Consider the following 26,436-nt stretch of genomic DNA (forward strand, 5'->3'; position numbering starts at 1 on the left):
TCGGCCAAGACCGTTTACCAGACGAACAGTTACGCGGGGGCATCGGCGCCCGGCCGCGCATCGCCCCCATCACGCCGCGCCGCTCTCAGCGCCCGGCTCCCGAGCCCGGCCGGCTCAGGCGGCACCGCCGGCGAGCGCATGGCTCTGCCCGGCGGCAATCGCTTCGTTGTCGAACTTCCAGCGGATGTAGGACAGTGACCCCAGCAGCTCGCCGGAGGTGACGGTGTGGGACTCGCCGGCCTCCACCACCCCGGCCAGCGGCAGCCTGCCGATGTCCGCCCAGCGCAGCCGCCCCTCCCCGTCCAGGTAGCTGCGGGTGCGCCCCTGGTTGTCGGGGTGCAGGCAGTAGGGGATGTCCAGGTACCCGCGCTGGAACGCCAGCAGCATCGCCCGCCCGACGTCCGGGTCCAGGTTCAGCACCGCGGAGACCAGCGCCGCGGCCTCCGCGTAGGTCTGCGAGTCGCCGCCGTCGTCGGCGACCCGCTCGGTGCGGGCCGCGCGCGCCGCCGCGTGCTCCAGCGCGCTGACGTTCTCCGCCACCGTCGGGATCCGCACGGACTCGGCGACGGTCTTCACGATCAGCCGCTCCGAGCCGGTCGCGGCGGCCAGCTCGGCCGCACCGCCGAGCAGCGCCAGCGATCCGCGCGCCGTGGTGGGGTAGACGCCCATGTAGGCGTAGATGACGACGTGCCAGTCCGTGTCGGGCAGCAGCTCGGCGCAGAGCCGGCGCAGCGCGAACACGGCCTCCACGTCCTGACCGGGGTGCGTCTGCTGGGCGTAGCTGGCCGAGATCGAGCGCAGCCCGTGCTGGTGGAAGAAGAGCGCTTCGAGCGCGCTGATCGCCACCAGCTGGCTGGGCGGGCAGAGTTGGCCGAGCATGCAGCCGCCGAAGGTCTCCAGGTGCGGCTCCCGCCCCAGTTCGCGCAGGCGGCTGAACAGGTCGCAGGAACGCTCCCAGTTCGCCAGCGACTCGTGCAGCGGGATCCGCCCGTACGGCAGGCAGTAGGAGACCGGGCCGCCCTCCGAGGCGTCCAGTCCCACCGTCATCAGCGCCCGGAAGATGGCCAGCGGCGCGGCCGAGCCGTGCCGGACCTGCACCGGGAAGTCCGCGCCGTGGATCCCGTCCAGCACCCGCCTGGTGGTCTCCAGGTCGTGGCTGACGATCGGGTAGCCGTTGAGCGAAACACCTTCCAGCAGGGCGAGTTCGGCCGACTCCAGGTCGTTCACCCGGGTGTAGCTGTCCAGCGTGACGGTGCCGACCGTGCGCCCGGCGGCGCCCTTGGTGGCCAGCAGTCCGGCCCGCATCAGCTCCGGGTCGCTCATCCCCATCCGGGGCTGCACCACGAGCTCACCCGCCTGGTGCGCCCGGCGGACGAACGCACCGAACCCGCCCCCGCTCACGTCAGCACCCGCTGCGGGAGCGAGTCGAGCAGCCGCTGGAAGGAGGCGATTCCCTCCGCCCCGTCGTCGAAGACCGCGTCGTAGCCGGCGGCGATCAACTCGGCCAGCTGCTCGGCGCTCTGGGCACCGGCGATGCCCAACTTGCCGCCGATCACCGCCGGCAGGGCGCTCAGCTCGGCGCACTCGCGCACCTTGCCGATCATCCGGATGCCGTCCTGGTAGCCGTGCCCGTTGACGCTGCTGACCACCAGCAGGGCCGGGCGCCGCGCCAGGCTCTCGGCGACCAGCAGGTCGGTGGGCACGCACGGACCGAGGTTCACCACGTCGAACCCCAGCTCCTCCAGCAGCAGTTGCAGGAAGACCAGGTTCCAGGTGTGCGAGTCGGAGGTGCCGCCCGCGACGATCACCGTCGCGTCCCGCTTGACCACCGCGGGCTTGTCCGACCCGGTGGCGGCGGGCTCGCGCCGCTCGGCCGGCACGGTGCCGTCCTGCTCGGCGGGCAGCGGCATCACAGCTCCTGGCCGAGCTCGTAGGCGCGGGTGTGCTCGATCCGCGACACCGAGACCAACTCCTCGCCGCGGACCAGGATCTCGGTCGGTGCGGGGCGGCCGAGGAACATCAGCAGGCTGGCGGTCGGGCCGTAGGCACCGGCGTTGGGGATGTTCACCACGTCCCCGGGCGCCAGCGCGGGCAGCTCGATGTCGCGGCCGAGCACATCGCCCGGGGTGCAGAGCGGGCCGACCAGGCTGGCGATCTGCTCGAGCGGGATCCCCTCGTCGTCCAGGCGCACCGAGACCGGCATGATCCGGCCCAGGCCCGACATGCCGCCGAAGGTGTTGATCCCGCCGTCCAGGATCACGAAGCGCCGGCCGCGGCTCTCCTTGAGGTTGACCACGCCGACCATCAGGGTGCCGCTGTCGCCCACCAGGTAGCGCCCGGACTCGACCGCGAACCTCACCTCGCCGCTGCGCCAGCCGGGGAACCACTCGTCCAGCGAACCCGCCATCGCCTCGCGCAGGTTGCCGTACACCGGCCGCTCACCGCTGACCGCGTAGGGCACCGAGAAGCCGCCGCCGATGTCGACGAAGCGGAAGCGGGTGCCGAGCTCGTCCTGCAGCCGGGCGGCCACCGAGATGGTGTGCTGGAACTCCCCGATCAGGCTCGCCTCGTCCTTGGCGTTGCTGAGCGGGAAGAAGTGCGCACCCGCCACGTCCGTCCCGGGCACGTCGAAGAGCTGCTCGCGCAGCTCCGGCAGCGTCTCGCTGTCGAAGCCGAACTGGGAGGGCACGCCGGTCATCCGGATGCTCGACGTGGCGCTGGCGTTGGCGCTGTTGACCCGCAGCAGGCAGGTGGCGACGGTGCCGAGCCGGCTGGCGACCGCGCCGATGTTGCGCAGATCGCCCAGCGACTCGACCGAGAAGAGCCGCACCCCGGCGCCCAGCGCCTCGGTCAGCTCCTCGTCGGTCTTGCCGGGGCCGGTGTAGAGGATCTCGTCGGCGCCGAAGCCGGCCTTCAGCACCGCGGCCAGCTCACCGGTGGAGCTGATCTCCGCCCGGCAGCGCCGGCCCTCGCCGGCGCGCATCTCGCGCAGCAGCTCGGGGTGCGGGTTCGCCTTCGCCGCGTAGAAGAGTTCGACCTCCTCGGGCAGCGCGGCGAACAGGTCGCGTCGGGCAGCCGCGATGCGGTCCAGGTCGTAGACGTACGACGGAGTACCGAAGCGCTTGGCGAGCTCGGCGTAGCCGGTCACGGGGTGGTCCCTTCGAAGAGGAGAGCGAGCTTCCTGCGATCGTGCTTGCCGTGCAGGGTGAGCGGCAGCTCGTCGACCCCCTGGCACAGGCCCGGCACCTTGGCCGGCTCCAGGCGCAGCGACAGCTCCCGCAGCACGGTGTGCGGCGCCAGCTCGCCCACCACGCAGATCGCGAGGTCGCGGCCCTCGGTCGGCGGCAGCACCGCGGCGGCCTGGACACCGGGGATGTCCGTCGCGGCCGCCTCGATCTCGATCGTGCTCATCCGCACGCCCTTGCGCTTGAACATGTCGTCCCGGCGGCCCTCGTAGTAGAGGAACCCGTCCTCGTCCACGCTGCCGAAGTCGCCGGTGTGCAGCCGCCGTTGGCCGGTGACCGGGTCGGTGCGGAAGGCCTTGGCGGTGAGCTCGGGCGCCCGCCAGTAGCCGGGCATCACGTGCGGGCCCTCGACCACGATCTCGCCGGCCGCGCCGGTGGGCACCTCGTTGCCGTCCTCGTCGAGGATCAGCACCCTGGTCCCCGGCAGCGGACGGCCCACCGAGGTGGGCTTGCTGTCCTCGAACTCGGGCGGCAGCACCGAGATGCGCTTGCACTCGGTCTGGCCGAACTGGCGGATCACCTCGGCGCCGGGGAACGCCGTGCGCAGCGCGTCCACCGTGGTCTTCGGCAGCGCGGCACCGGTGTTGGTGAACATCCGCACCTTCGAGGAGCCGCCCGGGTCGCGCTCGGCGAGGGAGCAGATCATCGCCGCCAGCGAGGGCACGATCGGCACCACGGTCGCGCCGCTCTCGCGGATCCGCCGCAGCAGCACCAGGTCCGAGTCGGTGTCGGCCAGCACCAGTTCGGAGCGGCCGAGCGCGGCGAGCAGGATCTTGTAGAGCCCGTAGTCCCAGGAGATCGGGAAGCGGCAGAACACCACGTCGTCGGGGCGGTAGCCGAGCTCCTCGTTGATCGCCCGGGAGGCGAAGACCATCTGGCGGTGCGGGCAGATCACGCCCTTGGGCGCGGCGGTGCTGCCGGAGGTGTAGACCAGGACGGCGACCTCGTCGGCGTCGACCTGCTGGACGGCCGCCCGCGCGCCGGCGCCCTGCAGCGCGGTCACCTCGGGCCAGACCGCGCCGAAGCCCAGCACCGGGGCCGGCGAGAACCCGGCGATCCGGTCCACCGCTTCGTCGGCGACGATCACCAGCCGGGGTTCGGCGTTGGCGAGCACCGAGCGCAGGTGGTACTCCTTCATGCCCGGGTTCAGCGGCACCAGCACCGCGCCGCGCCGGGCCGTGCCGTAGAACAGCGCCACCAGCGCGCGGTTGCTCGGCAGTTGGACCAGCACCCGGTCACCGGCGCGCACGCCGCGCGCCTCCAGCCACGCGTCGACCGCGTGGCTGTGCTCGCTGAGCTCGCGGTAGGTCCAGCGCCCGTCCCGGTCGCCGACCGCGACGGCACCGGGCGCGGCGTCCGCCGTCGCCTCGTCGAGCACCCCGTGCACCAGCACGGCGGGCTCGGCCTGCGGTATCGCGTTACGACTCACGGCGTGTGTACGTCCTCTCCATCTTTGGGCCTCACTCGGATGTGGTCGCGGCCTGGCGTGCGAGCTGCTTGCGGTCGATCTTCCGGTTCGAGTTGAGCGGGAACTCGGACAGGTGCTGGTAGCGCTTGGGGACGATCGCCACCGGCAGCACCTTCCTCAGGTCGCCGGCGAGTCGGGCGGGCGGCACGACCTCGCCGGTGTAGAAGACCGCCAGCTCCACCGAGCCCTGGGCCGCCACCGCCACGGTGACCGCGTCCTGGACGCCGGGGCAGTTGCGAACCGCGGCGTCCACCTCGGCCAGCTCCACCCGCACCCCCAGCACCTGCACCTGCGCGTCGTCCCGCCCCAGGTAGAGCAGCTCGCCGCCGTCCGCCCGGCGCACCCGGTCCCCGGTGCGGTAGTAGCGCCGACCGCCGCGGTCGAAGAACCGCCCCGCGTCGTCGCCCGGGTCCAGGTACCCGGCGGTCAACTGCGGCCCGGCGATGCACAGTTCCCCCTCGACGGCGCTGTCCTCGCCGCTCGGGTCGAGCAGCAGGACCTGGTGTCCGCCGTGCACCGAGCCGATCGGCACCATGTCGTTGAGCGCGTCCTCGCCCGCCCAGCGGTGGGCGGCGACGGTGATGGTCAGCTCGGTCGGCCCGTAGAGGTTCTCCAGCGTCGACTCCGGTGCCGCCGCCAGCCAGTCGCCCGCGTCCTGGCAGCTCAGCGCCTCGCCGGCGAAGAAGCTCCAGCGCAGCGAGGGCATGCTGGCGGGCCCCAGGCCCCCCATCCGCCGCACCAGCGCGATCGCGCTGGGGGTGGAGAACCAGACGGTCAGGCCCTGGTCGGCGATGAACCCCGGCATGTCCCGGTAGGCCTGCGGCGGCGGAACGACCAGCGTGCCACCGGCGCCCCAGGCGCAGAACAGGTCGAACATCGCGCAGTCGAAGTTGAGGTCGAAGTTCTGCGAGAAGACGTCCTCGGGACCGAAGTCGTACCGCTCGTCGAGCAGGCCGAAGTAGTGGTGGGTGTTGGCGTGGGTGACCGGGACGCCCTTGGGCCGGCCGGTCGAGCCCGAGGTGAACAGGACGTACGCGGTGTCCTCGCCGCGCACCGGCACCGGCGCGGACAGCGCGCTGCCCGCCGCCAGCGGCACGGCCGGCTGCGGCTGGCCGCCCGGGGCGAAGAGCACCGGGAGGTCGACGCCCTCCTCCCGCAGCCCGACCAGCGCCGGCAGCGAGCCGTCGTCGGCGATGAGCGCACCGACCCCGCTCGCCTCGATCATCTGCCGGGTGCGGGCGGCGGGGAAGGCCGGCTGCAGCGGGACCATGGTGATCCCTGTGTACAGGCCGGCCAGCACCGACGCGTAGGCCGAGGGGCCCTTGCCCGCCAGCACGCCGATCGCCGCGGGCCGCGACGGCAGGTGCGCCAGCAGCGAACCGGCCAGCAGCAGCGCGCGCTCGTGCAGCTCCTGGTAGGTCAGGCTGACCCCGCCGGCCAGCAGCGCAGGGCGGTCCGCCGACTTGGCGAGTCCGCGCAGGAAGCGCCCGGACAGCGCGAGGTCCACGGTGTCATCCATCGTGGTGGGCCTTTCGCTCGAATGTCCCGTCGTCCCTCAGGCCGCGGTGCCGGGCAGCAGGCCCGACACGGTCTTCCAGAGCACGGCGGGGGTCTCGAAGGTCTCCAGGGTCAGCGCGTCGTCCAGGAAGCGGATGTCGTAGGCGTTCTCCAGGTTGCCCAGCAGCTCGACCGTGCCGAGCGAGTCCAGGCCCAGCTCACGCAGCGGGGTGTCGCTCGCCAACTGCTCGCCCGGGGGCAGGAAGGGCAGGAAGCGGCGCAGCGTCTCTTCGAACTTCTCGTCCCACATGGCGACTCCATCACTGTTGGTGTTCTTGCGTTCCAGTAGGTGCGTTCAGCGGGCGGACCCGCGCTTCGGCGCTCAGGCGACGACTGACCGGCGCCTGGGGGTCATCGCCAGCCGGGGGTTGGCCGGCAGGACCTCGAAGTTCGCGGTGGTGCACGGGACTCGGCCGAACAGGCTGTCCGGGCCCGCGACACAGACCCGCTCGATGCCGAACCGCTTGAGCCCGGCCACCGCGTCCGGCCAGCGCAGCGGCCGCACGATGCTGTCCAGCAGCATCGTGCGCACCTGCTCGGCCGTGGTGAGCAGCGCGCCGTCCTGGTCGGCCACCACCGGCAGCTTCGGGTCGGTGAAGTGCAGGGTGGACAGCACCTCGCGCTCGGCCTTGTCCCGCAGCCCGGCGAAGGCGCCCGAGTGCAGCGGCGGACGCATGGTGTAGAGCGGCATCCCGCCGACCGCGCGCAGCCGCTGCTGCATCCACTCCACCCGGGACTCGCGCAGCGAGAGCATGTGGAAGCCCTCGTCGATGTAGCAGGAGATGTCGTGCCACTCGCCCTGCTCGTCCAGCTCGGCGAGGATCTCGCCCAGCTTCTCCGCGGGGGTGCGGACGAAGGAGAGCACCACGACGTCGGTGTGCTCCTGGCTGAAGTACTCCTCCATGCAGCGCGCGAGTTCGGCGGTCATCCGCACGGCCTCGGGCAGCGGGAGCGCCCGGGCGAAGGCGACTGCCGCCTTCTCGCCGAAGCTGGGGCCGAGGACGGCCTCGGCCTCGACCCCGAGGGCGTCCTGCGCCCAGTCGGCGCTGGCCAGGCAGTTGACCAGGAAGGCCACCTGGGCCGCCTCGGAGTAGTCGCCCTCGGCCTCGCGGAAGGCGTCCACCAATGAGTAGCCGAGGACCTCGTCGGCGACCGCGACCAGTTCCCTGGCGAAGCGGTTGGCCACCATGAACCGGCCGACGTCGTTGAAGGCGGCCGGGCCCATGCCGGGGAAGACCATCGCTGTCCGCTTCGTCATGACCGGCGCTCCCCCGCCTGCAGCGCCCGGTCGGCCGGCTGCGCCAGCTCCGCCAGCTCGGCCAGGAAGCCCGCCATGACCTCGGTGAAGCGCTCGGGCTCCTCCAGGTGCGGGCAGTGGCTGGAGTTCTCGAAGATCTCCCAGCGCACGGTGGGGATGCGGTCGAAGTAGGGCTGCATCGTCACCGGGGTGGCCTCGTCGTACTTGCCGCTGACCAGCAGCGTCGGCGTCCGGATCGCGTCCAGTTCGTCGATGATCGACCAGTCTTTCAGGGTGCCGATCACGTGGAACTCGTTGGGCCCGTTCATCGTGTAGTACACGGTCGGGTCGTTGTAGATCTCCATGAAGGAGGAGAGGAAGTCCCTCGGCCAGGGCAGGATCCGGCACACGTGGCGGTCGTAGAAGACCCGCATGGCGGCCAGGTACTCGGGCGACTCGAAGGTCTCGGCCGCCTCGTGCCGCAGCAGGCTCTCCTGCACGTCCGGCGGCAGCTGCGCGCGCAGCACGGCCATCTCGCTGAGCCACAGCGGGTAGGAGGCGGGCGAGTTGGCGACCACCAGGCCGCGCAGTCCGGCCGGCCGGCCCATCGCGTGCTTCGCGGCGAGCAGGCCGCCCCAGGACTGGCCGAACAGCACGTAGTTGTCGGCGATGCCCAACTCGTTCAGTAGGTTGGTCAGTTCGGCAGCGAAGAGGTCGACCTTCCAGAAGTCGGCCCCCTTGTCGGGCAGATGGGTCGAGCCGCCGTTGCCGAGCTGGTCGTAGTGCACCACCGGCCAGCCCTGCTCGGCGAGTTCGGTCAGCTGCAGCAGGTAGTCGTGGGTGCTGCCGGGACCGCCGTGCACCACCACCACGGCCGGCCTGTCCGCGTGGAGATCACCGGTGACCCGGTACCAGGTTCGGTACTCCCCGAACGGGACGGTTCCCTTGGCGCTGGGTTCCAGGGGCACGGTAACCACCTCAGTCGACAGACGTGTTCGGGGTGCACGGGATCGTGATCCGGTCCCGACGCTAACGCGCTGCGACGGCCCCACTGGACCCCTAGCGGCCCCTAGGCCGGCAGGGGCCCGGTCCGGGCGACCGCGCAGGCCGCACGGTAGGGGTCGGCAGGGGGGTGTGGTGCGGCGACCGGGGCGCCTAACGTGCGAACAGCGGTCGAATGCGCCAATCAGCGTGCTCGCGCATACGACACACGCGGGTTCCGACGTATGCGAGTTCGTCGCCGTATGCGAGTTCGTTCGAGTGAGTTCGAGAGGGCACCATGACCCAGACTGCCGACCAGGACCGCGCGGCCACCGAGCCGCCGGCCTTCCCGATGCCGCGCTCCTGCCCCTTCAGCCCCCCGGCGCAGTACGCCAAGCTCCGTGAGAGCGAGCCGGTCTCCCGGGCGGTCCTCAAGGTCAACGGCAAGCCCACCTGGCTGGTCAGCACCTACGAGAGCCTGAAGAAGATCCTCGGCGACTCCCGGGTGAGCGCCAACCTCAAGCTGCCCGGCTACCCGCTGCAGGTGCCGGTGCCCGAGGAGATGCTGCAGGCCGTTCCGCTCACCTTCCTCTCCATGGACCAGCCCGAACACACCGTCCAGCGCCGGCTGCTGGCACCCGAGTTCAGCCTGCGCCAGATGCGCGCGCTGCGGCCGGGGATCCAGCAGATCGTGGACGACCGGATCGACGCGATGCTCGCCAAGGGCGGCCCGCTGGACCTGGTGGCCGCGCTCGCGCTGCCGGTGCCCTCGCTGGTGATCTGCGAGCTGCTCGGCGTCCCCTACGAGGACCACCCGCGCTTCGAGCACTGGGCCGGCCAGATCATGAACCAGGACATCAGCGACGCGGAGCGCGGCCTGGCGCACTACGAACTCGATCAGTACGTCGACCAGTTGGTCACCATCAAGGAGACCACGCCGGGCGACGACATGATCAGCCGGCTGATCGCGGCCAACCGCGCCGAGCCCTCCGTCGAGCACGCCGACATCGTGAGCATGGCCCGGCTGATGCTGGTCACCGGCCACGAGACCACCGCCAACATGATCGCGCTGGGCACCCTGGCCCTGCTGGAGCACCCCGACCAGCTCGCCGCCGTCCAGGCCGACCCCGCCCTGCTGCCCAAGGCCGTCGAGGAACTGCTGCGCTTCTTCAGCATCTCCGACTCCGGCACCGCCCGGGTCGCGCTGGAGGACATCGAGATCGACGGCGTCGTCATCAAGGCGGGCGAGGGCATCCTGCCGCTCAACAACTCCGCCAACCACGACGAGAGCGTCTTCCCCGACGCCGACACCCTCGACATCCGGCGCGAGGCCCGCAGCCACCTCGCCTTCGGCTACGGCATCCACCAGTGCATCGGCCAGAACCTGGCCCGGATCGAACTCGAAATCGTCTACGAGACCCTGTTCCGGCGCATCCCCGGCCTCAAGCTCGACGCCCCGCTGTCCGAGCTCAAGTTCAAGGACGACGCCATCGTCTACGGCATGTACGAGCTGCCCGTCACCTGGTGACCCAGACGGACTGATCCGACCAGTCGAACCCGACTCCGAGAGGGCACCATGACCCAGGACCACCTGGCCACCGAACTGCCGAACTTCCCGATGACCCGCACCTGTCCGTTCAGCCCGCCGGCGCAGTACGCCAAGCTCCGGGAGAGCGAGCCGCTCTCCCAGGCGGTCCTCAAGGTCACCGGCAAGCCCGCCTGGCTGGTCACCACGCACGAGCACGTCAAGGCGGTGCTCGGCGACTCCCGCGTGAGCTCCAACCTCAAACTGCCGGGCTACCCGCACCAGTTCCACATCCCCGAGGAGATGCTGCGCGAGGTCCGCCTCATGCTGCTCTCCATGGACCCGCCGGACCACACCGCCCAGCGCCGCTACCTGATCCCCGAGTTCACCGCCCGGCGGATGCGTGCGCTGCGCCCGCGGATCCAGGAGATCGTGGACGCCCGGATCGACGCGATCCTCGCGGCCGGCGGACCGGTGGACCTGGTGTCCGCCCTCGCGCTGCCGGTGCCCTCGCTGGTGATCTGCGAGCTGCTCGGCGTCCCCTACGAGGACCACCCGCAGTTCGAGGAGTGGTCGGCGCTGATGATGAACCACGACATCAGTCCGGAGGAGTACGGCGCCGCGGTCGTCGGCCTGGACATGTACCTGGACAAGCTGATCACCGCCAAGGAGGCCGAGCCCGGCGACGACCTGATCAGCCGGTTCATCGAGAAGAACCGCGAAGAGCCGATCGCCGACCACACCGACATCGTCACCATGGCCCGGCTGATGCTGGTCGGCGGGCACGAGACCACCGCCAACATGATCTCGCTCGGCGTGCTCGGCCTGCTGGAGCACCCCGAGCAGCTGGACGCCGTCAAGGCCGACCCCGAGCTGCTGCCCGGCGCGGTGGAGGAGCTGCTGCGCTTCTTCAGCATCTCCGACTCCGGCACCGCCCGGGTCGCGCTGGAGGACATCGAGCTCGACGGCGTCGTCATCAAGGCGGGCGAGGGCATCCTGTCGCTCAACAACTCCGCCAACCACGACGAGAGCGTCTTCCCCGACGCCGACACCCTGGACATCCGGCGCGAGGAGGCCCGCAGCCACCTCGCCTTCGGCTACGGCATCCACCAGTGCATCGGGCAGAACCTGGCCCGGATCGAACTCGAAATCGTCTACGGCACCCTGTTCCGGCGCATCCCCGGCCTCAGGCTGGCCGTCCCGATGTCCGAGCTCAGGTTCAAGGACGAGGCGCTGGTCTACGGCGTCCACGAACTCCCCGTCACCTGGTGACCGTTCACCCGACAGAGCGAGGTACACCCACTATGCGTGTCAGCGTCGACCCCGACCGCTGCGTGTCGGCCGGCCAGTGCGTCATGCTCGCCCCCGACGTCTTCGACCAGGACGACGACGGCATCGTGACCCTGCTCCAGGCGGAGCCGCCCGCAGAGCTGCACACGGTGGTCAGGCAGACCGCCTCGCTCTGCCCGGTCCGGCTCATCCAGATCACCGAGTAGCCCGCTGCCGTCACCGCCCTCACCGACCGCCCCGCCGAACGCCCCACACGTTCGGCGGGGCGCGGCGCGTGCGCGCCGACGGCTGCGGCTGCGGCGATGGCCGTGACAGCGGCTGCCGTGACGTCCGCGACAGCGGCCGCGAAGACGGTGACCAGCCGTCAAGCCCGCTGCTCCGGTGCGTGACTGGTGTCCCTGACACCCGGTACCACTAAGGTGCCGGTCATGGCGGATGACATACGGAACGGCGCAACCCTTCTCCAGGGTTCACCGGCGTGGGGGGTGCCCGCCGGGGGGCGGCAGCTGTCCGGGCGGGCGGGGGAGGTCGAGGCCCTGCTGCAGGTGCTGGGCGGCCTCAAGACGGCGGGCGGACGGGCGATCGCCCTGGTCGGGGAGCCGGGCATCGGCAAGAGCGCGCTGATGTTCACGGCCGTCGCGCACGCCAGGGCCGCCGGAGTGCGGGTGGAGGCGGCGCAGGGGCAGCACGCGATCGCACCCGCGCTCCCGGGCCTGCGGCCACTGCTGGGCGGGCACTGCGACGTGCGCGCGCAGGTGGCGCAGGGCGGCGCCGCGGTGGTGGCCGTGGACGACCTGCACCACCTCGCGGCCGATCAGATCCCGGGCCTGGAGCAGCTGCTCCGGGCGACCGCCACCGGTCCGCTGCTCTGCCTGCTGGCCTACCGGCAGCGCCAGCTCTCGCCCGCGCTCGCCGCCGTGCTGTCCCGCGCGATGTCCGCCGGCCTGCTGGAGGTGTGGGAGGTCGGGCCGCTCTCCCGGGCGGCGACCCGGGAGCTGCTCGGCGAACGCCCCGACCTCGACGAGCTCCACCGCGAGGGCCAGGGCAATCCGCAGTACCTGAGGATCATGGCCGCCGACGACCGGGCGATCGCCGCGGCCGGCACGGCGATCCTCGGTGAGCTGGCCGGCCTCGACGACACCGCGCTCACGGTGCTCCAGGCCGCGGCGGTCTTCGATCACGCGTTCCACCCGGAGCTGCTCGCCGCGGCCCTGGAGCTGGAGCTGACCGAGACCATGCGGGCGCTGGACCTGCTCACCGGCCTCGACCTGGTGCGGCCCGCCGAGGTCGGGGCGAAGATGATCCTGCGCCACCCGGCGGTGGGTGCGGTCGTCTACCAGCAGCTCGGCCCCAGTCGGCGCCAGGACCTGCACCGCCGCTCGGCGGATGCGCTCGCCAAGCTGGCCGTGCCGATCGCCCGGCGGGCCCACCACGTGGCGCGGTCCCTCGACCCGAACGAGCCGGAGCACCTCACCACCCTGATCGCCGCCGCGCGGGACGCGCTGCACACCTCTCCGGCGGTGTCGGCCGGGTATCTGGAGGTCGCCCTGCCGCTGCTCCGGGAGGGCGGCGAGCACTGGCACGAAGCGCGGGTGCTGCTCGCCCAGACCCGGCTGCTGACCGGCGACGCCGCCGAGAGCCGGGCCCTGCTCGACGCGCTGCGCCGGCCCGTCGGCGGCCGGCCGCCGCACGAGGGTCACGACCTGACCGCGCTCGCCGATGCGAGCCGGGTCGAACGCCAGCTCGGCCGCTACACCGAGGCCGGTGCCGTCGCCCGCGCCGGGCTCGCGGCCCTGGCCGACCGCGACGGCGCCACCGCAGCCGCACTGCACGCCGAACTCGCCGACTGCGCCTACGACCTGCAGGACTACGCGGGCTGCCGGCAGCACGCCGAGACGGCCGCCGCGATCGCGCGCCGGAACCACGACCGGGTCAACGAGGCCAAGTCGCTGGCCCAGGTCTCGCTCGCCCACCTGTTCACCGGGGACCTGGCGGCGGCCGACCGCACGGCGGACAGCGCGGTCGAACTCGTCGACGCCACCTCCGACGCCACCCTGCTGACCAATCTGGAGGCCCTGTACCAGGTGGGCATGGCCGAAGGGATCCTCGGCCGCCTGGCCGCCTCCGAGCGCCACCTCACCCGGGGCGCGGCGCTGTCCCGGCGCACCGGCCAGACGTACATCCGACCCGCGCTCCTGATGGCGCTGGCCAACACCCAACTGCGCAGCGGGAACCTGCGCCACACGCTGGCCACGCTCGACGAGGCCGACCGGCACGCCGAGCTCGACGGCAACCCGGCGATCCAGGCGGTGCTGGCGATGGTCCGCGCCGAGGTCCTGCTGTGGCAGGGCGGTTCCACCGGGTGGCGCGAGGTGCTCGCGTCGGCCGATCGCGCCGCGGCGCTCGCCGACGGCCGGTCCACCGCCTGGGCCGTCAACGTCCGCTGCTTCTACGCCGAACTCCTGCTGCTCACCGGTGATCCGGCCCGGGCGGGCGGGCTGCTGCTGGAGGCGGCGGGCGGCGTCGAGCTGCCCCGGATCACCACCTGGCGCCAACCGCGCTGCTACGAGACCCTGGTGCGGGCCGCGGTCGCCGAGGGCGACCGGGCGGCGGCCGAGCAGTGGGCTCGGCTCGCCGAGGCCCGGGTCGACGAGCTGCCTTCCGCGAGTCGGCGCGGGTACGCCGCACGCGCCCGGATGTGGGCCCACAGCATGCTCGGGGACTTCGAGCGGGCCCGGCACAGTGGGCTGGCGGCGGTCGCGGACTTCACCGTCGGCGGTGAGCGCATCGAGGTGGGCCGCACGCTGGTCGCGGTGGCCGCGCTCGCGCTGGACGCCGGGCGGACCATGCAGGTGGACGGGTGGCTGGACCGCGCCGCGGCGCTGGCCCAGCAGTGCGACTCGGCCCGGCTGGCCGACGAAGTCGCCCACCAGCGTGCCCGGTTGAGCTCCGTGCCGACCGCTCCCGCCGCAACCACCGCTCCCGTCCCGCCCGTCGCCTCCGACGCCCGGGGCGGTGCGGACCCGGCTGTGCTGAGCCCGCTCACCGGACGGGAACGGGAGATCGCCCGCCTCGCCAGCACCGGCCTGACCAGCGCGGAGATCGCCGGCACGCTCTTCCTCAGCGTGCGCACGGTCGACAGCCACCTCGGCCGGATCTACCGCAAACTCGGCGTCTCCAACCGGGCGAGCCTGACCCGCGCGCTGCTGGGGTCGGGGTGACCCCGGCCCGGTCGTCCGTCGCAGCCATCGCCGACCTCGCCGACCTCGCCGACCTCGCAGCCATTGCCGCCATTGCCGCCATCGCCGGGTCGTCGCCTCTCGGTCCGGAATCGGGTGCCCACGACGACTGTGGCCGATGCCGCGGCACCGACCATCCGTAGAACTACGCGTTCCGGCTACCCAACCCAACGCGCCCACCGGGCGCCGTGATTAGGTAATCGCCCGGTTCCGGCCATCCCGTCGGCCCTGCGCCACGCCGCGGACCGGACCCGGAGCACCGCCGCAGGCGGACGCCGGGGCGGCTCGGCGGCCCGGTCCGCGGATCGGCAGGCGCCGTCGGACAGGCCTCCGGTGCGGGGCCGTTCACCGATCCGGCGGCGGTGGGTGGCCGAAACTCGTGCTGGCCCGCCGCCGCCCGGGTCTGGCAGTGTTGCCGCCGCACCGCCCCCGACCAGCACGGCACCGCGTCCGACACGCTCGGGGTCCGGCCCGCACAGGGCCGGGCGCAGCACACGTGAACCACCCGTGAACCGCACCGCGGAGCCCACCGCGGCCCGCGCCACGGCTCGTACCGCAGCTCGTACCGCGGCTCGTCCCACGGATCCCAGCACGGATCCCAGCACGGACGATCCCCGCACTGAGCGCCCGCTTCCTGATCCCCGAGGAACCCACACCATGACCGCCGCAGTCCTGGCATTCGAAGAAGAAGGCAGCGGGGAACGACTGGTCTGCATGCCCGGCGGACCCGGCTTCCCTCCCGACTACCTGCGGAGCCTGCGCGAGCTCTCGGGCAGCCGCACCGTCACGCTGCTCCACCCCCGCGGCACCGGCCGCTCGCCGGCCCCCGCGGATCGCGCCGCCTACCGGATCGACGACTACGTCGCCGACCTCGAACTGACTCGCCGTCACCTCGGGCTCGAGCGGCTGGACCTGCTCGGGCACGCGCATGGCGGCATCGTCGCCGCACGGTACGCGGCTGCCCATCCCGAGCGGGTGAACGCGCTGGTCCTGCTGAACACCCCCGCCTACGGCGGCGGCCGGGCCGAGCAGCGGGCTGCCGAGTTCTTCGCCTCCCGCGAGGGCGAGCCGGGTGTCGCGGCAGCGCTGGCCGCACTCGACGAGCCGGACGGCGACGCGTACTCCTCACCCCGGGAACTGGGCCGGCGGATCGCCGAGATCCTGCCGCTCTGGCTGGCTCGCCCCGAGACCGCCGGAGCCGACTGGGCGGCCCTGAGCCGCACGCTGACCGTCAACCCGGACGCCGCGCTCTTCTTCGACCAGCAGGTCTTCCCGCGGCTCGACGTCACCTGGGCCGCCGCGGCGATCGCCTGCCCCACCCTCGTGCTCACCGGCGACCGCGACCCGTACGCCGGGCCCGAGCACGCGGACGAGCTCGCCGCGGTGATCCCGGGTGCGCGGGTGCGGGTGCTCCCCGGCGCGGGTCACATGTCGCAGGTGGACGCGCCCGGGCCGGTACGCCGCGCCGTACTGGACTTCCTTGAAAACCTTGATGGCACCGCCGAAAGGACGCAGCCGTGAGCACCGGGGCCGAGTGGCAGGAGCAGGACTCCGACGACTTCGTCGCGTACGGGGAGTACTCCGCCCCCGAGCGGCAGACCCGGACGGACGTGGTCGCCTCGGTCATCCGGGCGCCCGAGGGCCCCGCCGTGGTGCTCGATCTCTGCTGCGGGGAGGGGCGGTTGAGCGGCACCCTGCTCAAGGCCTTCCCCTCGGTCACGGTGACCGGCCTCGACCTCAGCCCCGCGATGCTCTCCACCGCGGCCGGCGAACTGGCCGAGTACGGCGGGCGCTTCCGCACCGAGCGGTTCGACCTGGGCGCGACCGACTGGCGGGAGCGGGACGAAGCCCCGTACGCGGTGGTGTCCTCGCTCGCCATCCACCACCTGGACGGGCCGGGGAAGCAAGCGCTCTTCCGCGACGTGTACGCGATGCTCCGTCCGGGCGGGGCCTTCGTGGTCGTCGACCTGGTCGAGCCCGCCGGCGACCTCGGTCTCGACCTGGCCCGGCGGATGTGGGACGAGGCCGTGGAGGCGCAGTCCCGCCAGGCCACCGGGGACACCGGGCTCCACCGCACGTTCCGTGAACTGGAGTGGAACGGCTGTCAGTTCCCCGACCCGCTGGACCAGCCGTCCACCCTGGTGGACCAGCTGGACTGGCTGCGGGCGGCCGGTTTCGCCCAGGTCGACGCGTACTGGCTGGAGGCCGGTCACGCGATCTTCGGCGGCGTCAAGCGTGGGACGTGAGGAGCGGATCCCCGCCGTCACGGCAGTCGAGCGATGATCCGGCCGCACCACGCACGACGTGCGGGTCCGCGCTTGTGGCGAGGTCCAGTTCCAGCAGCCGGGAGCGCCGCTCCGGCACCAGCCGCCGGCTCACCTCAGGCTCGGCCGACCTGGGCTCCGGGAGCCGGAACCCGCGCTGCTCGAACCAGCGGTCGCGCCGGTTCGTCGCCGTGTAGAGGACGGTGACACCGCGTTCGGCCAGCCGGTCGACCGCGTGCCCCAGGAGCCGGCTGCCGAGCCCCCGACCGTGCCATGATTCGTCCACGCACAGGTTGTACAGGAATGCGCAGCGCCGCTCGGATCCGTCGATCAGTTCCAAGGCGTAGCAACCGCGGACCGCGCCGTCGGCTTCGGCCACCTGGTAGTCGCCCAGCTGCCGGACGAAATCATCGGGCGAGCGCCGTCGCAGCGCACCGGTGCGTGCATGCGGTTCGGACAGCCGGATGACGGCCTCGATGTCGCCGACGCGCGCCCCGCGCACGGAGGTCCTGGCGGAGGCTGTCGGTTCCGGGTTCATCGGCATCGAATGGCAGGGGCGGCGGCCGGCATCAGCGCTCCGGACCCCGAGGCTCATTTCCGGACTTTCTCCGGGACGGCAGCACCACTGAAACCGAGACCGAACAGCTGCTGGGTCGGCATGAGTTCGATGAGGTTGACATTGACGTGAACAGGCTGGGCCAGACACCACACGACGGCGTTCGCGACATCCTCCGCACTCAGGGGCGTGAGGTTTTCGTAGAGCGCACGCGCGCGGTCCTGGTCACCGTCGTACCGCACCAGCGCGAACTCCGTCTCGGCCATGCCCGGCTCGACGCAGGTGACCCGCAGGCCCGTGCCGTCGAGGTCGGTACGCAGATTGAGACTGAGCTGCCGCACGAAGGCCTTGGTGGCCCCGTACACATTGCCGCCGAGGTAGGGATAACTCGCCGCGATCGAGCCCAGGTTCACGATGTGGCCGTATCCCGCCGCGAGCATGCGCGGCAGCACTGCCCTGGTGCAGTTGAGGACACCGTTGATGTTGGTCTCGACCATTTCCTGCCAGTCCGCGGAGGCCGCGTGCTGGACCGGGCCGAATCCCTTGGACAGACCGGCATTGTTGACGAGTATGCCGATGTCGGCGAATCGTTCCGGCAGGCCGTCGAGCGCCGCCGCCACCGCATCGGCGTCACGTACGTCGACCGCGACCGGGTGGAACAGGTCCACGCCGATCTCCTCGCGCAGCTGTTCAAGCCGTGCGGAGCGCCGGGCCAGCCCGATGACCGGCCGGCTCTCTTTGGCGAGGGATCGGGCGATCGCTGCTCCGAATCCGGACGAGGCTCCGGTGACAAGAGCGGCAGACGCTTGCGGAATACTCTTCACCCACAGGCCTCCTGATCGGAATGAATGACGGATCCGGGCCCGCGAAAAGGGCGACCGAAGCACGGCCATTCCGCGCAGTTTGCCATCCTCGGGTACTGCAGAGCCTCAGGAGATGCACCGTATCCCCTGAAGAATGATCTGTCCAACCATCTGCGTAAGCGAGTTGATGCAGCGACAGCTACGGTCCGCGGAACTGACGCCCGCCGAAGGAGAAGCCGAAGACATTAAGGGAGGATTTCGTGCAGGGCGGCGCCATTCAGTGGATCTGCCCGGTTTGATCACGTGATGCCGAGGGCGGCCACGGCCAGGAGTGCGGCACCGGTGCGCAGGCGGGAGCCGAGCGCGGCGGGTTCGCCCTTGCAGCCCGGACAAGCCGGCTTGTAGCATCGCGAAGCTGATCATGAACACTGCCGAACGCGTGCAGAATTCCGGGACTCTCCGCACAGCACCCGGGAAGAACGTGCACGACGATGAATGGCCCGGTAGTGAATCAGGCGGCAACAGGGGCTGAACGAACCTTTGATTCGCACCGGTCGAGGAGAGTGGGCATGCGCAGTACCGAAAACGGGTCGGCCGATCGATGGTTTCGGACCGTGCAGCGCTGTCCCACTCCACGTGTCCGGATCATCTGCTTTCCCCACGCGGGAGGCGCGGCGAGCTTCTTCCGCTCGTGGGCCGAGTTCGTGCCGGACGACGTGGAGCTCATCGCTGTCCGCTATCCCGGACGCGAGGACCGGCTCCTCGACCCGCTGGCCGGGACCATGGCGGAGCTGGCCGACCCGATAGCCGACGGGTGCTCCCGATTCCTCGACGCCCCCTTGGCGTTGTTCGGTCACAGCATGGGCGCGTCGGTCGCCTACGAGGTGGCCCTGCGGCTCCGGGCGGCGCACGGTGCCGTCCTGGCCGGGCTCTTCGTCTCCAGCCGCCCGGCGCCCGGACGGGAGAAGCACCGGAGCCTCTCCCTGGCCAGCGACGACGAACTGATCGAAGACATCGCCCTGCAGGGCGGCACCGATGCGCGGACCTTCGCGAACCCGGAGCTGCGAGGGCTGGTGCTCCCCGCCATCCGCGCCGACTACCGTCTGGTCGACGGCTACCGGGCGCTGACGAGCCACGCCCCCCTCGACACCCCGGTCGTCGCCTACTACGGCGACGACGAGGCGGGCCTGGACCGCGATTCCGTTGCGGCGTGGTCGTCGGTGACCGCTGCCACCTTCACTGTGCGTTCGTTCGACGGCGGTCATTTCTACCTCGCAGACCACCGCCAGGAGCTGCTGGCGCACCTCTTCGCAAGCCTCGGCAGCGGACCGGCCACCGCGACGGGTCCTGCCCGACCGCGGTAGGGGGCCACCGCGAGCGCGACGTCCAGCGCTGCCTTGCTCGCGGGTCGCGAACCCGCGCACGTGCGCCCGCCGCTGCCGTCCGGCGGCCCGAGGCCCAGGGGAGTGCCCGGCCGTTCTCGCCGGGCACTCCCCTGGCCTGCCTCACCAGCAGTCCGTCCTCCGGGACTCCCCCTCCCCTTCGCTAGGCCTCCCGGGGCGCCCGGTCCAGCGCAGCCGTGAGGATCGGGGCGATGTGCGTCAGGGCATGCGGCTCCATCATCTCGGTGTGGCTGCAGGGAACATCGCTGCTGACGACCTTTCCGCGGACATGGGCGTGCCAGCTGTCGGCCGTGGGTGCCTGCGGCGGCCGGCCCTCGGTGGCGACGAAGAACAGGGCATCGCCGTCGAAGGCTCCGGGCCGGTGACCGCGCACGAGCTTCATGTTGTGGACCCGCGAGGAGGCGGCGGCCGCCGCCATGACATCGGTGGTGCTCAACTCCGCCGGTCCGTCGCCGCGCTCCCGCAGGACGCGGGTGATCTCAGCGGCCGTCCACGGCTGCCCGGATCCGGGGTCCGCATCGAGATCCAGCGCCCGGGCGATGCCCGCGAGTGCGGCTGACTCGTCGAAGTCCGGCGCATCGCCCTGCGACTCCTCCACCCGCGGATAGCTGTCGAGGATGGCCAGCAGGCTCACCTGCTCACCCTGCTGTCGCAGCTGAACGGCCATCTCGTGGGCGACGAGCCCACCGAAGGACCATCCGAGGAGCTGGTAAGGGCCGTTGGGCTGCACGGCGCGGATGTGCTCCAGATAGCCCGCGGCCATCGCTGCGACACTGTCCGGCAGGCCGTCGGCTTCGCGCAGGCTGCGCGCCTGGAGAGCGTAGAGCGGCTGGTCGGCCGGCAGGTGCGGCAGCAGTTCCCGGTAGTTCCAACCGAACCCGAACCCGTGGTGGACGCAGAACAGCGGCGGCCGGCTGCCGGTCGTGCGGAACGGCAGCAGCACCTCCAGGTCGTCCCGCCTGGTCCCCTGCTGCACCTGCTGTGCGAGCCCGGCCACCGTCGGCGCCGAGAACAGCGCCCGGATGTCGACCGACACACCACGCGCACGCAACCGCTCGACCAGCGACACCGCCAGCAGCGAATGCCCGCCCAGGTCGAAGAAGTTGTCGTCCACGCCGACCTCGGGAACACCGAGCACCTCGGCGAACACCTGGCACATCGCCTCTTCACGCGCATCCGCCGGGCCGCGGCCGCCTCCGGAGCCCGTCCCGTACTCGGGTGCGGGCAACGCGCGGCGGTCCAGCTTCCCGTTCACCGTCACCGGCAACGCATCCAGCACCACCACCGCCGCCGGAACCATGTAATCCGGCAGCAGATCCGCCATGTGGCCCCGCAGCCCCGCCGGATCAACCGAAGCGCCGACAGCCGGGACCGCGTACCCGACCAGGCGCTTGTCCCCCGGCCGGTCCTCCCGCACCACCACGACACCGTGAGCGACCTGCGGGTGCGAGGCCAGCACCGACTCGACCTCACCCAACTCGATCCGGTACCCACGGATCTTCACCTGGTCGTCCGCACGCCCCAGGAACTCCAGTTGGCCGTCACCGTTCCACCGCGCCAGGTCACCCGTGCGATACATCCGCTCACCCGGCCCACCGAACGGACACGCCACAAAACGCTCCGACGTCAGACCCGCACGCCCCAGATACCCCCGCGCCAACTGAACACCGGCAATGTACAACTCACCCACCACACCCACCGGCACCGGACCCAACGCATCATCCAGCACATACACCCGCGTATTGGCCATCGGCCGACCGATCGGCACAACACCCTCAGGAATCCGATCACCCACCCCCATCGCAAAGTCGATACACCCCACCGTCGCCTCGGTCGGCCCATAGTGATTGACCAACCCCACCGACGGATGATCACGCCGCCACTCCCGCAACTGCGCACCACTAACGGCCTCACCACCCACCATCATCAGACCACTGGGCACACACCCCTCCCCCAACGCCCCCAGCAACGCCAACCCACTCGGCGTCGCCTTCAAGAACGTGAACCCGCCCACCCCAGCAGCCGCCCGCGGCAACCCCTCGTCCAGCCCGGCCAGCAACACCCGCCCACCACACGTCAACGCACCATAGAGCCCCGTCACACCCGCATCGAACGACGCCGACGCATGCAACAACGTGCTACCCGACAACTCCGGATACGCCCCCCAACACCACACCACATAATTGACCACCCCCCGATGCGCAACCACCACACCCTTCGGACGCCCCGTCGAACCCGACGTATAGATCACATACGCCGGATGCGCCGGCAGAAGCGACACAATCCGCTCGGCATCGGACACATCCACCGAACCAAACCCGGCCAGCACCCCCGACACCGCCGGATCATCCACCACCACCACCGGCAACGCCCCGACCAGACCAGCCACCACCCGCCCAGCAGCGGCATCACACAACGCCAGTACCGGAGCAGCGTCCTGGAGCATGTAGCCGATCCGGTCCACCGGATACGCCGGATCGATCGGCACATACGCACCACCGGCCTTCACCACCGCCAGCAACGCCACCACCAACTCGACCGACCGCTCCATCACCACCGCAACCAGCGACTCCGGCCCCACACCCCGACCAACCAACAACCGCGCAAGCCGATTCGCCCGCGCATTCAACTCCCCGTACGACACCTCCCGCCCCTCGAACACCACCGCAACCGCACCCGGAGACCTCACCACCTGCGCCTCGAACAGACCCGGCAACGTCCCGGCCAACGCCGGCACCTCGACAGCAGTGTCGTTCCACGCCACCAACACCCGCTCACGCTCGACCGCGTCCAACACCTCGACACCCGAGACCCGAACGCCCGGATCCGCCGCCACCAGCGTTTCGAGCAGCCGGGCAAAGCGCTCGGTGTGCGCGGCCACGTCGTCGGCCCCGTAGATCGCCGGGTTCGCGTTGATCGTCAAGCGGATCCCGTGCCGCCCGCGGTCGTAGACCACGAAGTCCAGGTTCTTGACCGCCCCGTTGGACAGGTTGTGCACCGTGGCGTGGTGGCCGGCGAAGCGAAGCGCGTCCTCGTCGAGCGCCATCACGTTGACGCTCGACCCGAAGAGGTCTCCACCCATTCCGACGCGGCCGAGGTCTCGGCGCATGTCCTCGAGCCGGTAGTTCTGGTGGCGCAGCGCGCCGCGCATGACGGCGCTGACCTGTCGCATCAGGTCGGCCAGCGTGGCACCGGGGTCCACCGGTATGCGCAGGGGAAGCGCGTTCGCAAGGTCTCCGGGGATGGTGCGCTGCAGTTCGCTGGTGCGGGCGCTCACCGGCAGGCCGAGCACCGCCTCGGCGCTCCCGGTCAGCCGGGCTGTGTACAGGGCCGCCGCGGCCATCACCAGGACCGGCAGCGCGGTGCGGTAGCTCCTGGCCGCCGCACGCAGCCGCTCCGCCGTGTCCGGTGCCATGTCGACGGTGTGGCGCAGGAAGCTCCTCGAGGCCGGGGCCATGCGTCCGGCCAGGCTGACCGGCTCCGGCGCATCCGCCAGCGCCTGCGTCCAGTACTCCCGGTCGGCCGCGAACCGTTCGGACGCGCGGTAGGCCGCATCCTGCTCCAGCAGGTGGCGCAGCGGTGGCAGCGCGGCCCCGAAGTCGTCCAGCCCCTCGGTCATGGCCGTGTAGATCTCGGCGACCCGTCGGGCCAACAGGGATCCGGTGTAGCCGTCGCCCACCAGGTGATGTCCGCGCTGGTACCACAGGAGCCGGTCCGGGCCGGCCACGAACAGCACCACGGTGTAGAGCGGTCCGTGCTCCAGGTCCATCGGACGGGCGGTCTCGGCACGCATCCGGGCGAGCGCATCGGCCAACGGATCGTCCGCGCCACTGACGTCCACCACGTCGAGCGGCCAGTCCGGCCGCGGATCGAGGACCTGGCTCACCCGGTCCCCGACCTGGCGGAAGCGCAGCGACAGCGTCTCGGCCTCCGCCACCGTCTTCCGCAGCGCCGCCTCGAACAGGGCCAGGTCCACCGCGCCATGGATCTCCACGTACTCGGCGATCTGGTACGTCATGCCGGCAGGAGCGAACTGCTGGGCGAACCACACGCCCTCCTGGCTCGCCATCAGGTTGAGTTCACCGTTTACAGAACCGGACATGCGTGCGCCTTCCAACGAAAACGGACAGACTTCTGACCAGTGAGCAGCGTCGTGTCGCACATCGTCGGACCTTCCCCCCAGAAGTGGACACGTGTTCAAGTGATCATGCGGCCAGCGGGAGCCTATCGGACTCCTGTTCGCATCGGCTTTCGCAAGTCGTGAAGCGGATGTGTACGTTGACGGAGTATCAGCGGCGGGTGTTGTCGAGCCGACCGGGCGCCGCGATCGGGGGAAAGACCGCGGTCCCGTATATTCGTCGTATTTCAGACACAGGAATGGACGACGCAGCGCGAAGAACTCGCGGCGTCATTTCCGGACGGGTTCACCGCCCAGCCCCTTGACGCCCGTCACTCATCGCTCACGGCCGTCAGGGTCGTTCCGACGGCGGTATCGGTGGTGGCGGCGAGAAGGACGGCGTCCTCCTGGCGGGCGCCGACGATCCGCACCTGGCGCACACCGGAGCGCAGCGCGTCGAGCGCGGCAGTGAGCTTGGGAAGCATGCCGCCCTCGGGCGGCTGCCTGCGCAGCAGTTCGTCGAGCTCCGGACTGCTCAGCCGGACGATCCGGGACTCCGGGTCGGCCGGGTCCCGCAGCAGTCCGTCCACGTCGGTCACGTAGACGAGGCGCTCGGCGCGCAGGGCCGCGGCGAGGGCGGCGGCGGCGGAGTCCGCGTTGATGTTGTGCGGGACTCCCGCCTCGTCGGCGGCCACGCTCGCGACCACTGGCACCATGCCGGCCCGCCACACCATGTGCAGGACGTCCGTGCGCACCTCGGCCGGCTCGCCGACGTAGCCGAGGTCCACGGTTCCGCCCAGGCGGACCGTGCGGGCCCGGATCATCCCCGCGTCCTCGCCGGACAGGCCGACCGCGCGCACGCCGCTGCGGCCGAGCTGCCCGACCAGGTCCTTGTTCAGGCGGCCGACCATGACCGTCCGGACCACGTCGAGCATCTCCCGGTCGGTCGCCCGCAGTCCGTCCACGAAGCGGGTGGAGAGGCCGCGCCGGGCCGCCTCCTCCGTCACCGCGCGGCCGCCGCCGTGCACCAGCAGCACACGACGGCCGCCGCGCACGAGGGTGGCGAGGTTCCGCGCGGCCGAGGGCGACAGGAGGCTGCTGTCGAATGCGGCACCGCCGTACTTGACGACGATCACCGGAGTGTCGTGCGCTGCGTCCACCGGGCTCACCGGGGCGGCGCCCGGCACGGCGAGCGGTTCGGTGACGGCTCCGGCACTGCCGGCCTGCTGTTGAGCTATCGGCGTGTTGACGGCGATTCCCTTCCCTCGACTCGACCAGCAGTTCCGCGTCTTCCACCGGCGGACCGTTGCCCGCCGCGAGCGCCCGCTGTGACAACCGGAGCACTGACAGTGGTGGCATGTCAGGGTACTGACAACCAAGATCAGCTTTTCGACCCTACAAGTCGCCCCGCCGGGCTGCAATCCTTTTGATCTTCGCTCCGGGGTGCCTCGGAGGATGCCGAAAACACACCCGACCTGGTGGTATTCGTGCAGGAGGCCTCGGGTGCGGTCGTGCCGGTGGCCGCGGAAGGCGTCGGGACCGACGACGGGGCCGGGTCGCGTTCCCCCAGGAAGGCGTTGCGTCGAGGCGCGCGACGGACCCGGGCCGAGGAGGCGGCCGGATTGATCGGGGCTAGCATTTCAGATCATGACGACGACGCAACCGCTTGACAAACAAACAGAGTCCACAAGGAGCGGCACCGGCGCCGGGAACGAGAACGGGACGAACGGCGCAGGGACGGGCACGAAGCGCCGTTTCCCGAAGATCGGCCCGATCCTGCCGGCCCGGCTGCGCCCGGTGAACCGCCCCACCATGTGGATCGAGATCGCGCTCATCGGCATCGCCTACTACTGCTACCGGGTGACGCAGAACGCGGCGAGCACCAGTGGCCAGTCCCCCTTCCGCCGGGGCCGGGACATCCTGAGCCTGGAGCGCGTGCTCCACATCGACATCGAGCACTGGCTCAACCACACGGTCGCCAAGATCGACTGGCTGATCGTGGGGATGAACTACTACTACGCGACGCTCCACTTCATCGTGACGATAGCGGTCTTCGTCTGGGTCTACCTCAAGTTCCCCGACCGCTACCGCGCGGTCCGCACCGTGATGTTCGCGATGAACGGCGTGGCGCTGATCGGCTTCTACCTCTATGCCGTCGCCCCGCCTCGCCTGCTCGACCCGACCCGGTTCATCGACACGTTCTGCGTCCACCACACCTGGGGCGAGCAGACCTGCAGCGGTGTCGCGGGCCTGTCCGGCTCGATGACGAACGAGTTCGCCGCGATGCCGTCCCTCCACATCGGCTGGTCGGTCTGGTGCGCCCTGGCGATCGCCCACCTGGCCAAGCGCAAGTGGGTGAAGGTCCTGGGCATCCTCTACCCGGTGGCGACCTTCACCGTCATCATCTCTACGGCCAACCACTACGTCCTGGACGCGGTCGGCGGCCTGGTCACCCTGGCTGCCGCCTTCCTGGTCCAGCGCATCCTGCAAGGACGGCCGGTCTACCGTGCGGCACCGTCGGCGGAACCGGTCCGGATACCGCAGCAGGACGCGGCGGAGGACGACGCCGCCGGGGCCTTCACCTCCGCTCGGACCGTGCGGCTGAAGGATTGACCTCCCATACTGACGAGTAGGCGCGCCCATCCCGGAGGACCCCATGATCCTGTCAGAGCGCTGACACCATCAAGGGCTTGTGAGGTCCTCTCACGACCTGTCCCTGTCAGCGGCGTATCCCGTCACCACCTGGTCCGA

General features: G+C 71.1%; 20 protein-coding genes. 8 read left to right on the top strand and 12 right to left on the bottom strand.

The genetic code is table 11. The features are described from left to right. Positions 1-114: 114 nt before the first annotated feature. From OG294_RS11360 to OG294_RS11395, 8 genes are all read right to left on the bottom strand, one after another. Entirely contained in the window at positions 115-1,401 is a 1,287-nt protein-coding gene (locus OG294_RS11360; RefSeq protein ID WP_327066356.1) for a methylaspartate mutase, read from the bottom strand. Further along, positions 1,398-1,910, bottom strand: coding sequence for a cobalamin B12-binding domain-containing protein (locus OG294_RS11365; RefSeq protein ID WP_327066357.1), 513 nt, complete (start codon positions 1,908-1,910; stop codon positions 1,398-1,400). Before OG294_RS11365 ends, OG294_RS11360 begins: the two co-directional genes overlap by 4 nt. Next, the gene (locus OG294_RS11370; protein ID WP_327066358.1) at positions 1,910-3,148 is read right to left on the bottom strand and encodes a type III PLP-dependent enzyme; all 1,239 of its coding nucleotides are present in this window, start codon (positions 3,146-3,148) and stop codon (positions 1,910-1,912) included. The genes OG294_RS11365 and OG294_RS11370 overlap by 1 nt, the downstream gene beginning before the upstream one ends. Further along, positions 3,145-4,674, bottom strand: a complete 1,530-nt coding sequence (locus tag OG294_RS11375) for an AMP-binding protein (protein WP_327066359.1) — start codon at positions 4,672-4,674, stop codon at positions 3,145-3,147. Before OG294_RS11375 ends, OG294_RS11370 begins: the two co-directional genes overlap by 4 nt. A 31-nt stretch (positions 4,675-4,705) precedes the next feature. After that, positions 4,706-6,232, bottom strand: coding sequence for an AMP-binding protein (locus OG294_RS11380; protein ID WP_327066360.1), 1,527 nt, complete (start codon positions 6,230-6,232; stop codon positions 4,706-4,708). Between the two features lie 36 nt (positions 6,233-6,268). Beyond that, positions 6,269-6,520: a phosphopantetheine-binding protein gene (locus OG294_RS11385; RefSeq protein WP_327066361.1), complete on the bottom strand. Its 252-nt coding sequence runs from the start codon at positions 6,518-6,520 to the stop codon at positions 6,269-6,271. 72 nt (positions 6,521-6,592) lie between these two features. Next, positions 6,593-7,528 carry an ACP S-malonyltransferase gene (locus tag OG294_RS11390; RefSeq protein WP_327066362.1) on the bottom strand — a complete coding sequence of 312 codons (936 nt, stop codon included), beginning with the start codon at positions 7,526-7,528 and terminating at the stop codon, positions 6,593-6,595. After that, positions 7,525-8,475: a proline iminopeptidase-family hydrolase gene (locus tag OG294_RS11395; RefSeq protein WP_327066363.1), complete on the bottom strand. Its 951-nt coding sequence runs from the start codon at positions 8,473-8,475 to the stop codon at positions 7,525-7,527. Before OG294_RS11395 ends, OG294_RS11390 begins: the two co-directional genes overlap by 4 nt. 311 nt (positions 8,476-8,786) lie before the next feature. Here OG294_RS11395 and OG294_RS11400 point away from each other — a divergent pair, with 311 nt between their 5' ends. The 6 genes from OG294_RS11400 (at position 8,787) to OG294_RS11425 (ending at position 16,788) form a co-directional block, all read left to right on the top strand. Further along, complete coding sequence (locus OG294_RS11400; protein WP_327066364.1) at positions 8,787-10,016, top strand: cytochrome P450; 1,230 nt, start codon at positions 8,787-8,789, stop codon at positions 10,014-10,016. A gap of 48 nt (positions 10,017-10,064) precedes the next feature. Next, a complete protein-coding gene (locus OG294_RS11405) occupies positions 10,065-11,285 on the top strand; it encodes a cytochrome P450 (protein ID WP_327066365.1) in 1,221 nt (406 codons plus the stop codon). A 32-nt stretch (positions 11,286-11,317) separates the two neighbouring features. Then, complete coding sequence (locus OG294_RS11410) at positions 11,318-11,509, top strand: ferredoxin (protein WP_327066366.1); 192 nt, start codon at positions 11,318-11,320, stop codon at positions 11,507-11,509. Between the two features lie 222 nt (positions 11,510-11,731). Then, positions 11,732-14,524: a helix-turn-helix transcriptional regulator gene (locus OG294_RS11415; RefSeq protein ID WP_327066367.1), complete on the top strand. Its 2,793-nt coding sequence runs from the start codon at positions 11,732-11,734 to the stop codon at positions 14,522-14,524. Positions 14,525-15,199: 675 nt separating this feature from the next. Beyond that, the gene (locus OG294_RS11420; protein WP_327066368.1) at positions 15,200-16,063 is read left to right on the top strand and encodes an alpha/beta fold hydrolase; all 864 of its coding nucleotides are present in this window, start codon (positions 15,200-15,202) and stop codon (positions 16,061-16,063) included. Further along, positions 16,060-16,788, top strand: coding sequence for a class I SAM-dependent methyltransferase (locus OG294_RS11425; protein WP_327066369.1), 729 nt, complete (start codon positions 16,060-16,062; stop codon positions 16,786-16,788). Before OG294_RS11420 ends, OG294_RS11425 begins: the two co-directional genes overlap by 4 nt. Here the strand turns inward: OG294_RS11425 and OG294_RS11430 are convergent. Both OG294_RS11430 and OG294_RS11435 read right to left on the bottom strand, forming a co-directional pair. Further along, positions 16,772-17,308, bottom strand: a complete 537-nt coding sequence (locus OG294_RS11430) for a GNAT family N-acetyltransferase (protein ID WP_327066370.1) — start codon at positions 17,306-17,308, stop codon at positions 16,772-16,774. The genes OG294_RS11425 and OG294_RS11430 overlap by 17 nt on opposite strands. Positions 17,309-17,397: 89 nt before the next feature. Beyond that, entirely contained in the window at positions 17,398-18,186 is a 789-nt protein-coding gene (locus OG294_RS11435) for an SDR family NAD(P)-dependent oxidoreductase (protein WP_327066371.1), read from the bottom strand. A 548-nt stretch (positions 18,187-18,734) separates the two neighbouring features. Here OG294_RS11435 and OG294_RS11440 point away from each other — a divergent pair. Continuing rightward, on the top strand, positions 18,735-19,529 hold the full coding sequence (locus OG294_RS11440) for a thioesterase II family protein (protein WP_327066372.1): 795 nt from the start codon (positions 18,735-18,737) through the stop codon (positions 19,527-19,529). Positions 19,530-19,710: 181 nt separating this feature from the next. Here OG294_RS11440 and OG294_RS11445 read toward each other — a convergent pair whose 3' ends face one another. Together OG294_RS11445 and argB are read right to left on the bottom strand one after the other, a co-directional pair. Next, complete coding sequence (locus tag OG294_RS11445; protein ID WP_327066373.1) at positions 19,711-23,670, bottom strand: amino acid adenylation domain-containing protein; 3,960 nt, start codon at positions 23,668-23,670, stop codon at positions 19,711-19,713. 347 nt (positions 23,671-24,017) lie between these two features. Next, a complete protein-coding gene (gene argB / locus OG294_RS11450) occupies positions 24,018-24,845 on the bottom strand; it encodes an acetylglutamate kinase (protein WP_327066374.1) in 828 nt (275 codons plus the stop codon). 487 nt (positions 24,846-25,332) lie between these two features. Between argB and OG294_RS11455 the strand changes: the two genes are divergently transcribed. Then, positions 25,333-26,298, top strand: a complete 966-nt coding sequence (locus OG294_RS11455; RefSeq protein ID WP_327066375.1) for a phosphatase PAP2 family protein — start codon at positions 25,333-25,335, stop codon at positions 26,296-26,298. Positions 26,299-26,436: the final 138 nt, after the last annotated feature.

The organism is Kitasatospora sp. NBC_01302, assembly GCF_035976515.1.
Lineage (GTDB): Bacteria > Actinomycetota > Actinomycetes > Streptomycetales > Streptomycetaceae > Kitasatospora.

What these genes read in the sequence shown, in the direction of transcription:
- OG294_RS11365 (WP_327066357.1), bottom strand. Translation starts at nt 1,910, where the DNA reads ATGCCGCTGCCCGCCGAGCAGGACGGCACCGTGCCGGCCGAGCGGCGC.
- OG294_RS11380 (WP_327066360.1), bottom strand. Translation starts at nt 6,232, where the DNA reads ATGGATGACACCGTGGACCTCGCGCTGTCCGGGCGCTTCCTGCGCGGA.
- OG294_RS11385 (WP_327066361.1), bottom strand. Translation starts at nt 6,520, where the DNA reads ATGTGGGACGAGAAGTTCGAAGAGACGCTGCGCCGCTTCCTGCCCTTC.
- OG294_RS11390 (WP_327066362.1), bottom strand. Translation starts at nt 7,528, where the DNA reads ATGACGAAGCGGACAGCGATGGTCTTCCCCGGCATGGGCCCGGCCGCC.
- OG294_RS11400 (WP_327066364.1), top strand. Translation starts at nt 8,787, where the DNA reads ATGACCCAGACTGCCGACCAGGACCGCGCGGCCACCGAGCCGCCGGCC.
- OG294_RS11405 (WP_327066365.1), top strand. Translation starts at nt 10,065, where the DNA reads ATGACCCAGGACCACCTGGCCACCGAACTGCCGAACTTCCCGATGACC.
- OG294_RS11410 (WP_327066366.1), top strand. Translation starts at nt 11,318, where the DNA reads ATGCGTGTCAGCGTCGACCCCGACCGCTGCGTGTCGGCCGGCCAGTGC.
- OG294_RS11415 (WP_327066367.1), top strand. Translation starts at nt 11,732, where the DNA reads ATGGCGGATGACATACGGAACGGCGCAACCCTTCTCCAGGGTTCACCG.
- OG294_RS11420 (WP_327066368.1), top strand. Translation starts at nt 15,200, where the DNA reads ATGACCGCCGCAGTCCTGGCATTCGAAGAAGAAGGCAGCGGGGAACGA.
- OG294_RS11440 (WP_327066372.1), top strand. Translation starts at nt 18,735, where the DNA reads ATGCGCAGTACCGAAAACGGGTCGGCCGATCGATGGTTTCGGACCGTG.
- OG294_RS11445 (WP_327066373.1), bottom strand. Translation starts at nt 23,670, where the DNA reads ATGTCCGGTTCTGTAAACGGTGAACTCAACCTGATGGCGAGCCAGGAG.
- OG294_RS11455 (WP_327066375.1), top strand. Translation starts at nt 25,333, where the DNA reads ATGACGACGACGCAACCGCTTGACAAACAAACAGAGTCCACAAGGAGC.